The sequence below is a fragment of the Vibrio sp. 811 genome (genome assembly GCF_033339195.1).
This window is the reverse complement of record NZ_JAWOUB010000252.1, coordinates 1-819: the sequence shown is the minus strand read 5'-3', so window position 1 is coordinate 819 and position 819 is coordinate 1. Positions and strand designations below refer to the sequence as shown.

At 44.3% G+C, this 819-nt stretch carries 1 protein-coding gene; it reads right to left on the bottom strand.

All coding sequences use genetic code 11. The features are described from left to right. Window positions 1-819 (bottom strand): EAL domain-containing protein (locus R7Q46_RS26170; RefSeq protein WP_318078083.1); only part of this gene is annotated, 819 nt, incomplete at both ends.

The following is an 819-nucleotide window of genomic DNA, read 5'->3' as shown; positions in this document are numbered from 1 at the left end:
TTGGCAATGTGCCCGAGTTTAGCCACGATTCGGTATAACTCGCGCCCCTTTTCATCTGTGGCATCAAGCAGTAATGAACGGTCGAGTTTGATCTTATCAAACGGATATTTGAGCAAATGCGGAAACGAAGCATAACCCGTTCCGAAATCATCCATTGCGATGCGAATACCACACGCTTGCAGCGCGATCATCGTATTGGTCAACGACACTTTATCGTTTAGCACCGCCTCTTCGGTTATCTCGATTTCTAACCAGTCTGGGGACACGCCATAGTGCTCAAGTCGCCCTTGTAAGTGCTGAACAAAATCCGCTTGTTCGATCGTCGAAACCGAAATATTGATCGCAACTCGACGTGACGGCGATAACGACATTATTTTCATGTCCGACAGCACTTTTTCGATGACCAACTTATCAAGTAGCGGCATGGCATCAAGCATTTGGAAGTCACTGATGAACGTTGGAGGGCACAGTTTTCCCTCTTTGTCGATATAACGAATCAGCGCTTCATAGGAGAACACTTTCTCATCATGAGTCGATTGTAGCTTTTGATAAAACATCACCAGCTCCCCTTCTCGCAGAATTGAAGTCAAACGCTTCTGAGCTGATGATTTGTTGATACTGTATATGTTTGAATCTTTCACGCTATTAAGCAGAGACTTAAACAGCGATTGTTCAATACCATTCAAAGCATTGTTCAGCCCGAATTGACTCGCGTGTTTACCAGCATAAGCAAGATAAAAAGGTCGATAGATCAATCCTCCTGCCACGATCACTATCAGTTGAAGTATTGTGCCTTGGATATGATTTCCCATTGCTACA